The 9185-nt window shown below is 42.5% G+C and carries 7 protein-coding genes and 1 pseudogene; 3 read left to right on the forward strand and 5 right to left on the reverse strand.

Annotated features, from left to right (window positions below; translation table 11 throughout):
• A partial coding sequence (locus LC574_RS06960; RefSeq protein WP_229452329.1) for a VCBS repeat-containing protein occupies nt 1-311 on the forward strand: 311 nt, incomplete at its 5' end.
• Between the two features lie 245 nt (nt 312-556).
• Here the strand turns inward: LC574_RS06960 and LC574_RS06965 are convergent.
• The 4 genes from LC574_RS06965 to LC574_RS06980 form a co-directional block, all read right to left on the reverse strand.
• Entirely contained in the window at nt 557-1459 is a 903-nt protein-coding gene (locus tag LC574_RS06965) for an ROK family protein (RefSeq protein ID WP_229452330.1), read from the reverse strand.
• A 103-nt stretch (nt 1460-1562) separates the two neighbouring features.
• Complete coding sequence (locus LC574_RS06970; protein ID WP_229452331.1) at nt 1563-1772, reverse strand: hypothetical protein; 210 nt, start codon at nt 1770-1772, stop codon at nt 1563-1565.
• A 94-nt stretch (nt 1773-1866) separates the two neighbouring features.
• Nucleotides 1867-2763 (reverse strand): ABC transporter permease, encoded by an 897-nt coding sequence (locus LC574_RS06975; RefSeq protein ID WP_229452333.1) that lies wholly within the window; start codon nt 2761-2763, stop codon nt 1867-1869.
• Nucleotides 2764-2958: 195 nt separating this feature from the next.
• Entirely contained in the window at nt 2959-3672 is a 714-nt protein-coding gene (locus LC574_RS06980) for a type 1 glutamine amidotransferase domain-containing protein (RefSeq protein WP_229452335.1), read from the reverse strand.
• Nucleotides 3673-4573: 901 nt separating this feature from the next.
• Here LC574_RS06980 and LC574_RS06985 point away from each other — a divergent pair.
• Nucleotides 4574-5935 carry a lipid-A-disaccharide synthase-related protein gene (locus tag LC574_RS06985; protein WP_229452337.1) on the forward strand — a complete coding sequence of 454 codons (1362 nt, stop codon included), beginning with the start codon at nt 4574-4576 and terminating at the stop codon, nt 5933-5935.
• A gap of 164 nt (nt 5936-6099) precedes the next feature.
• Here the strand turns inward: LC574_RS06985 and LC574_RS06990 are convergent, their stop codons facing one another.
• The gene (locus tag LC574_RS06990) at nt 6100-6825 is read right to left on the reverse strand and encodes a response regulator transcription factor (RefSeq protein ID WP_229452338.1); all 726 of its coding nucleotides are present in this window, start codon (nt 6823-6825) and stop codon (nt 6100-6102) included.
• Nucleotides 6826-8155: 1330 nt separating this feature from the next.
• On the opposite strand from LC574_RS06990, the pseudogene LC574_RS06995 reads away from it, so the two are divergent.
• Nucleotides 8156-9172 (forward strand): annotated as a pseudogene (locus LC574_RS06995) (response regulator); the annotation flags it as partial.
• Nucleotides 9173-9185: the final 13 nt, after the last annotated feature.

The following is a 9185-nucleotide window of genomic DNA, read 5'->3' on the forward strand; positions in this document are numbered from 1 at the left end:
GCCAAGAAAAAGGTGCAGTGGTGGATGGAATTCGTGATGTTGAAGTATATCTGTCCAGAGGAAACGGTACCTTTAATCCAGGCATCGCGTTGACGGATGCCTTTGCTGCGAATGGGAACGTTGCTAATCTGATTGCAGGAGACTTTAATGGCGACGGCTTAAGCGACTTCATCCGCCAAGAAAAAGGTGCAGTGGTGGATGGAATTCGTGATGTTGAAGTATATCTGTCCAGAGGAAACGGTACCTTTAATCCAGGCATCGCGTTGACGGATGCCTTTGCTGCGAATGGGAACGTTGCTAATATCGTATAGGGGCTAAACCTAGAGAAACTGTCAAGTCGCTATCTCCCTGCTCGTAATTACTAATTCGTAATTCGTAATTGATACTCCATGCATAAATGTAGAGGCTTGAACTTCCGCTTACGGTTATTTCTATATTTTCCATAACTGAAGTTATTGGCTCCCAAACCATGAATTACGAATTACGAATTATTTGGTCATAAAGAAGCCCTACACTCCCCTGACGGATGAGACGTGGGGCAACTTTATTGTTTTAGCTAAAATTCCGAATAGTGTTGCCATGCCAACTTTGCTGCACCTACTATCCCAGCAAAATGGCCTAACTGCGCTGGCAATATTTGTAAACCCACCCGTGATAAAGGCTGCACTCGCTTCTCAATTTCTGCCTTTACTGCTGGTAAGAAAAATTCAAAGCTGCCACTTATACCGCCACCAATAACGATCGCTTGCGGTGTTAGTACATAAATCAAACTCGTTAAACCAATTCCCAGATTGATACCATATTCTTGCCAAAAAGTCAATGCTGCGGCATCTCCTTGTTGGGCAAGAAAACCCAATTCGACAGGTTCCTTGAGAGTGCGGCGGCGAATCGCAGTAGCAGAGGCATATTGTTCTAAAGAGCCTTGATTGCCACTATTACAAATTGGCCCATCAGGATTTAATGAAATTAAACCCAATTCCCCGGCGGCTCCTTGATGTCCAACAAATAGTTTGCCATCAAGGATAATTGCGCCACCAACACCAGTTCCTAAAGTTAGCAGAATCAGATTTTGAAAATGGCGACCGGCTCCCAACCAAGCTTCTCCCAAAAGAGCGCAATTAGCATCATTAGCGATCGCAGTAGGTTTGCCAGTTTTAGCTTCTAACCAGTCTGCTAAAGGCACATCGACCCATCCAGGTAAGTTAATGGCGATTTTAGCAATGCGTCCTGCTGCATCGGATGGGCCAGGAGTCCCAACACCAATAGCAACAGCTTGATTATCTGGATCAATTTGAGCGATCGCATCTACGATCGCCGCCAGCACCGCCTTCGGCGTCGTCGGTTGAGGAGATGCCACAGTCAAAGATAAGAGACAAGTTCCATCAGCTGCAAAACGCCCCAGCTTAATTGCCGTTCCACCCACATCAATGCCAATTACTTGAATTTTGTCATTTGTCATTTGTCATTTGTCATTTGTCATTTGTCATTGGGCATTGGGCATGGGGCATTGGGCATTGGTGAACAGCTATTCCCTATTCCCTATTATTGGGCGCGAGTCGTTTTCATCCCCGATCTGTTAGCGCAGTGTCTTTGCTTGGGAGAAGACGCGCAGCTTTCAACTCCGATTTCTGTAAATTAGCAAAAGTCGTGCTGCGGAAACTCGATTGCTCTTGCCAACCTGTAACTGGCGCACCTCTTAAGATACCAGCAAGAGCAACGGAAAGGATAAACCCGCCAGTAGCGGCAGCAATTAACGTTAAATTATCTTTCATACAAATCTCTCTATTGTTTATTTGTCATTTGTCATTTGTCCTTTGTCCTTTGTCAATTGTCCTTTGCTAATGACTAATGACCAATGACCAATGACTACTTTCGGATTCTATTTTCTCTCCGTAATCGGGGATTGACAAATTCATTTAACCCCTCACCAAGTAGTGATAACCCTACCACCATGAATGTCATCGTTAAACCAGGAAAAAGTGTAGTCCACCAAATGCCAGTAGGTAGAGCTTCTAAGGCTTGCTTTAAATCATGTCCCCATTCTGGCACTTCTTCGGGAAGTCCTAGCCCCAAAAAACCCAAACCGCCCAACACCAAAATCGCATCAGCGGCGTTGAGTGTGAATAGGACGGGTACGCTTTGAATGACGTTGAAAAACAGATAACGAGAAAGCACAACCCAGGTGGAAGCGCCCATTGCTTGAGCAGCTTCGATGAACACTTCAGTTTTCACGCTCACGGTGTGGTTGCGGACAACGCGGTAATATTGGGGGATGTAAGCAATGCTAATAGCGATCGCAGCATTTAATATCCCACGCCCCACCACAAACGCCAGCGTCACAGACAGCAGTAGTCCTGGTAGAGTGTAGATGCTATCCATAATAAACAGCAACACTTTATCCAATTTACCGCCGAGATAACCACTCAGCATCCCCAAAGGCACACCGATAATCATACTCAGCGCTGTTGCCAAAATCACCACCTGCAAAGCAGCTTGAGCGCCAAACAGCGTGCGGGAGAACACATCATAGCCCAAACGACTAGTACCAAACCAATGTTTAGCAGAGGGTGGCTCGTGAATTGGATTAGAGAGAAAATCTTTTGGGTTTTGCAACCATCCCCAAGCCTGGAATACGGGAGCGAAGAATGCCAGGAAGATGAAAAAGAGGGTAATGGCTAACCCGATGAGCATGAGTTTTTGCGAAAGATTGGAACTTTTGCCAAACTGTAAAAATGTCGGTAGTCGCCGTTTTGTAATGGCCATAAAGCGATCGCCTAAATCAAGCAAGATACGCTGACTATTTTACATATCGGGGACTGGGGATTTCGTAACTCATTTTAGGATTGCTATATTTGAGTGGATTAGTGTTAAATAGGACTTAGGCAAAAGTAAACCCTGTAGGGGCAATTCATGAATTACCCCTACGTGAAAATAAAGAAATGTTATCTCTTGTTTCTTTTATCCGGCCGAACCTGCGGTTGAGGTAAGGCTAGGGCTTTGCTGTTTCAGAAGTTCCACGACCTTTTCAGCAACACCCGTCGCTGAGGCTGGGTTTTGTCCAGTAACTAAGCGATCGCTCACCACGCTTTTCGCCTGAAAGTTCGGTGCTTTCTCTACTGTTGCACCCCGCTCAATCAACTTTGCTTCTAATAGAAAGGGTACAATATCGGTTAATCCGGCTGCTGCTTCTTCTTCGTTGGTGAAGACAGAGACTTTCTTTCCGGCTACTAAATAATCATTGTTTGAAAGTCGGATGTTGACCAACCCAGCAGGGCCATGACACACCGCAGCAACTACACCACCTCGTTCGTAGATGCTTGCTGCAATGCTAGCCAACTGGGAATTGTCAGAAAAATCCCACATCGTGCCATGTCCACCCGCATAGAAGATTGCATTATATACCGATGGATCAACCTCAGTTGGGTTCAAAGTATTCTCCACCTGTGCGATCTTCTCAGGGTTGTTGAGAAACGCAGCGTTCGCTGGATCGTTGAGATCAATCCCAATCATGGGTGCTTTCCCACCTTTGGGACTGACGTAATCAACAGTCAAGCCAGCTCGCTCGAAAACGGCGACTGGGTGGCTCACTTCTGGCAAATAGTATCCAGTTTCTTTGCCTGTATTCCCCAAGGTGTCATGGCTCGTTAAAACAACTAGAACTTTCTGAGACATAAAGTTACTTCCCATTATTAAATCAAAGATTGGCATCAGATAAACCCTCAAAGAGTTTGTGTTTACCTGAGATAGGACTCCTATTTGATTGCGTGAAAAACCAAATCAGCTAAGAGCTTACTGTATAAAGGTTTAGTTCTCAGTATATTTAGCAGTAATCAAGCCGAATTCCTATAGCTTTATACTAACCCAAGTTGCGGGTTATCAAAATTTGAGTGCTTTTCATCCAGAAATTAGTGTAATCACCGTAGCGATCGCCTACGGTGATTGGCAGTTGCGCGTAGTGCAACCACGATAGATTAATAATTCAAAATTCTTGTATTTGCGATAATATTAATCAATTTTACGGCATGATATCAGCATCACTTGATGAATAGTTTTTGGTACATACCTCCAAGAGCATCTCAATGAGTGTAAAAACACGCCTGCCTTGGCGAATGGAATTCGCGGCTATACAAACAAAACCCACCTCCGTGGGTTTTACAGCGTTTTTCAGGTAAATGAGGTACACAGGTAGGGGCACAACAATGTTGTGCCCTTACAATAATCTGTACCTCACCAAGTTGCAATCTGCTGTAAATTCTTTGAGTTTGCGTAGGCGGACGAAAGTTTGTATAGCCAAGCCAGTGCGGTCTTGGGGTTTCCCCCATGAGCAACTGGCGCGCGATTTCTAATCGCCTGGTATATTTGCACTCATTGAGATGCTCCCCATACCTCCTTCCTAGTGGGCGAAAAAACTAATCATATCGGACTAATTCAAACCAGTCCAAAAGTGGGTGTGGTATCTCTTGGACTAATGACCAATGACCAATGACCAATGACTAATGACTAATGACTAATGACTAATGACTAATGACTTTGCGAAGCGGTTTGATACTCACAATACTTACTGCGAGGTTCTATGAGTAATGTATCCCGATTATCCCTAACCTCTAATTCACAAGCTGCAACTTCTCCTTTACGGTTACTTGTATTAAGTAATGGTCATGGGGAAGATGTCATTGCAGTTCGGATTTTACAAGAACTCCAACGACAATTAAACCCACTAGAAATCTTTGCTTTACCTCTGGTGGGTGAAGGGCGTGCTTACCAACAGTTGGATATTCCCCTCATCGGTTCAGTCCGCACTATGCCTTCTGGCGGCTTTATTTATATGGATGGCCGCCAATTAGCGCGGGATGTACGCGGTGGTTTATTAGAACTTACCCTTACCCAGATAAAAGCTATTCGCCGTTGGGTGAGTTTTCAAAAAAAATTAGGTAATAAAAGAGCGATTTTAGCTGTGGGAGATATTGTTCCACTGTTGTTTGCAACTTTCAGTGGCGCTAATTATGCTTTTGTGGGTACGGCGAAATCTGAATATTATGTGCGGGATGAAGCTGGATTATTACCACAGAAATCCAAAGGTACGCGTTGGGAAAATTTTTCCGGTTCAGTTTACCATCCGTGGGAACGTTGGTTAATGAGTCGTCGCCGTTGTAAGGCGGTGTTCCCCAGAGATGCACTGACGACGGAAACATTAAAACAATGGCCAATTCCAGCTTTTTATTTGGGTAATCCCATGATGGATGGTCTGCAACCGACCTTTTCACGCCAACAATTTTATAGTCAGGATAGCCAACAACAAGAGATAGTTCGACCTTTTGTAGTGACTCTTCTTCCTGGTTCCCGTGCGCCAGAGGCATACGCCAACTGGGAAACAATTATGATTGCTGTATCTGCGTTGATGGCAAGTTTCCAGGAGCGAAATTCGATTTTCTATACTTCTAACAGAGTGATGTTTTTAGGTGCGATCGCTCCAGGTTTAGACTCTCATATTTTATCCCAAAGTGTGCAATCCCAAGGCTGGTGCATTGAATCAGCATGTCCTATCCAAATTGCTGATGTAAATATCTTGACATTTAAACAAAAAAATGCATATTTATTGCTGACACAAAAAGCTTATAATGATTGCTTGCATTTGGGAGATTTAGCGATCGCTATGGCAGGTACAGCCACAGAACAGTTTATCGGTTTAGGAAAACCTGCGATCGCGATTCCCGGTAATGGGCCTCAATATAACCCTGGCTTTGCTGAAGCTCAAAGTCGTCTTTTAGGCTCATCTTTGATTTTAGTCGAGCAGCCAGCAGAAGTTCCCAAGATAGTACAGTCTCTATTCAAAGATCCTGATATTTTGCAAATTATTGCCCAAAATGGTCTACGACGCATGGGTAAACCCGGAGCAGCACTACGCATTGCGAAATGTTTACAGGAACGATTTTGATTAGTCATTTGTCATTTGTCATTTGTCATTTGTCATTTGTCATTTGTCATTTGTCATTTGTCATTTGTCATTTGTCATTTGTCATTTGTCATTTGTCATTCTTCCTCTGCTCCCTCTGCTCCCCCTGCTCCCCCTGCTCCCCCTGCTCCCTCATCCTCAGCCCGTTATGCTACCAACCCAGAACGTAAAGCCCTTACAGCAGCTTGGGTACGGTCATCAGCACACAGTTTATTTAGAATATTACGAACGTGGGTCTTCACAGTACCAACTGTAATGTAGAGTTTTTCAGCAATTTGCCCATTGCTACACCCAGCTACAATCAACTCCAGGATTTCTAGTTCCCGTTGAGTCAAGGGATATGTTTCCAAAACTTGCTCGTATTCTGACGCTAACGCCTCAATTTTTACGGTCTTTGGCGTTTTATCAGAACCTTGGCTCTCTCCAGGAATACCTTGCCGCATTTTCCGCAATACCACGTTGGCAATTGCCGGATCAATCCAAGAATTACCGCCGTGAGTCGCTTGGATCGCCTCAGTTAATTTACTGATGCTTGTTTCTTTCATGTAATAAGAATCAGCACCCGCCGCGAAGGCTGCAAGTACAGCATCCTCTGTGTGATCCATTGTTAGGATGAGAATCTTCGTTGTCGTTTGCCCAGCTTCAGCTTGGTGGCGTTTGAATTTCCGGGTGAGTTCAATGCCATCCATGTCAGGCAAACCGATATCTACAACAGCTACATCTGGCTTTGCCGTTTCCAAAAGTTTTAGTCCTTGGGTAGCATTTGCTGCTTCGCCAATTACTTTCAATGCACTGTGAGCCTGCAATGCCGCTCTTAACCCCATTCGCGTTAAGTCATGATCTTCAATTAAAATAATGCTAATTTCATTCATTGCTACACTCGCTCTTACGCTGTTTGCATCTTTCAAAGTATTACTTTTTGTAAGCGCTATCTTTTATTTTCCCAAACCAAAGATAGATGATATTTCAACCAGTCTGCATCCACCGATAGAAATAGTAAATCTCTTATTTTTTAACATTTAGATAGAGAATAAATCTAGCTAGAGATATATAGATACTTGCACAATAAGTATGAAAGATTGAGGCTAATGCCAAATTGCTCCTCCTGTGCTAAAAATTCAGCTTTTAGTTACCATGTTCCATTAGTGAATTACTATTATCTTGTATAAAGCTTACAAAAATGGACAAATTACTAGGACTTACGCAAAAATCGCCCAAAAGCTTAATTTATCGAACCGCCAAGACGCCAAGAACGCCAAGAATTCGTAGAGCGTGCGTAAGTCCTAATTACAAAGGTAAAAATTATCTTACGAGAAAGTGAACGATGGTTTCGAGCGATTTTTAACCAAACCTTTGGATTCATTCGATTGATCCAGCTGATGAGCATCCTCATGGAAGAGAATCAGACGGCGTTAAAATTTGGTGGAATTACTATAGGAATCATATTTGATTTTTGAAATTATCTACGTAGGCGGGGAGTGGGGAGTAGGGAGTAGGGAATACAGAATCACGCTTTTCGAGTTGTACGGAGATTTTTCAGAAATCAAATCATAGTCCTATAGCAGCAAAGTAATTCGTTGTCCTTTGTGGGAAGCTTGTTAGCCTGACTTTTCACGGGATGTGGAAGACCGCGATCGCCAGGAAAATACTAACACAGGTCTAGCGATCGTTAAGAAAATTATCGAAATTTCAGGAGGTAGGATTACTTCAGATTCACAAATTGGTATAAGGAGTTACTTTATTATTTACCTAATCTAACCAATCTGATGAGTACAACTACTCAAGCTGATGGTACACAAGAATGGTATGCAACTCTCACCAATGGCTGACGACGGTCGCTTGCTGACTCAATTACAATTGTTTTAAGCTTAGTAAAGTATTTTATTTTACTTTCTATTAGCTATGTTTGCTGTCTTCAGGTTAATAGTTTTCGGTTTGTTAATTACCGAAACAGACTCATGATACAAGCTTCTAAATTTATTTATGGTAATTATTAATTTTGAATTCGTAGAGAAGCGACGTGACCTTCCCTAACTTTCTAGAGATGGTGGCAAAGCTCAACAAATATTGAATATTGTACGAAATGCCTTAGTCAATAAAGTTACAGATTTTAGATGTCCGAAAATATTATATTTTAGTTAGATAATCTCAAAACAGGAATGTTATACATCAACCTATGTTTAGCGGCAAAAATAAAAACCGATGGAAGATACGCTGAAAATTTTGGTTGTAGATGATGATGAAGTAGACCGGATGGCAGTCCGTTGCGCCCTGACTAAAGCAGGTATTCAAATGGAACTATCTGAAGTAGCCGATGGCAATGATGCGTTTTCTATTTTAAACACTACTGTTTATGATTGTGTTTTCCTCGGCTATCGCTTACTAGATCGGGATGGATTAACCTTAATTGAACAGCTACGTTGTTCAGAAATTAAAGTTCCTTTAGTAGTCCTAACTGGTCAAGAAGATGAACAAACTGCTATCCAATTATTGAAAGCTGGTGCTACAGACTATCTCTCTAAGTCTAGAATATCTCCAGAAAATTTGGCACAAGTTTTGCGGAGTGCGATTCGGGTTTATGGGGCTGAAATACAGGTAGCTTTGGCAAAAGACCAGCTTAGAGAAAGTCATGAACAACTTATTCGTAAGAACCAAGAATTAGAGAGACAACAGCAACAGCTTCAAATACAAAACTTCAAGCTATCAGAGACATCAGTGCTAAAATCACATTTTTTAGCAACTATCTCCCACGAACTCAGAACGCCGATGAATGCGATTATTGGTTTTTCGCAAATACTGCTGCGTCCTAAGTTCGGTCAACTAACGCACCAGCAAGCAGATATGGTTGAACGCATCTTGAATAATGGGAAACATTTGCTGATGCTACTTAATGAAGTTCTGGACTTTTCCAATCTGGAAGCAGGACGATTAGATTTAAAAGCGGAAAGATTTGATGTCTCAAAGGTAATCAATCTCGCTGTAAGTGAAATGCGTTCCCTAGCTGATGCCAAAAATTTATCATTGTTAGTGCAAACCGATTTGCAAAATACTTTAGTATATAATGATCCAGTTCGTGTCAAACAGATTTTAATTAATCTGCTCTCCAACGCCATTAAGTTCACAGAGTCTGGTGAAGTTTGGGTTGAAGTTAAAGAACTACCTGCAAATCGAGTAGCAATTATTGTTCGGGATACAGGTATTGGCATAGCATCCAGAGATTGATTACCTTTGA

The organism is Nostoc sp. CHAB 5715 (assembly GCF_020829685.1).
In the GTDB taxonomy this organism is placed as follows: Bacteria; Cyanobacteriota; Cyanobacteriia; order Cyanobacteriales; family Nostocaceae; genus Nostoc.

Excerpts from the sequence above, each read along its gene's own strand:
- LC574_RS06985 (WP_229452337.1), top strand. The coding sequence starts at position 4,574 with ATGAGTAATGTATCCCGATTATCCCTAACCTCTAATTCACAAGCTGCA.
- LC574_RS06980 (WP_229452335.1), bottom strand. The coding sequence starts at position 3,672 with ATGTCTCAGAAAGTTCTAGTTGTTTTAACGAGCCATGACACCTTGGGG.
- LC574_RS06965 (WP_229452330.1), bottom strand. The coding sequence starts at position 1,459 with ATGACAAATGACAAAATTCAAGTAATTGGCATTGATGTGGGTGGAACG.
- LC574_RS06970 (WP_229452331.1), bottom strand. The coding sequence starts at position 1,772 with ATGAAAGATAATTTAACGTTAATTGCTGCCGCTACTGGCGGGTTTATC.
- LC574_RS06975 (WP_229452333.1), bottom strand. The coding sequence starts at position 2,763 with ATGGCCATTACAAAACGGCGACTACCGACATTTTTACAGTTTGGCAAA.
- LC574_RS06990 (WP_229452338.1), bottom strand. The coding sequence starts at position 6,825 with ATGAATGAAATTAGCATTATTTTAATTGAAGATCATGACTTAACGCGA.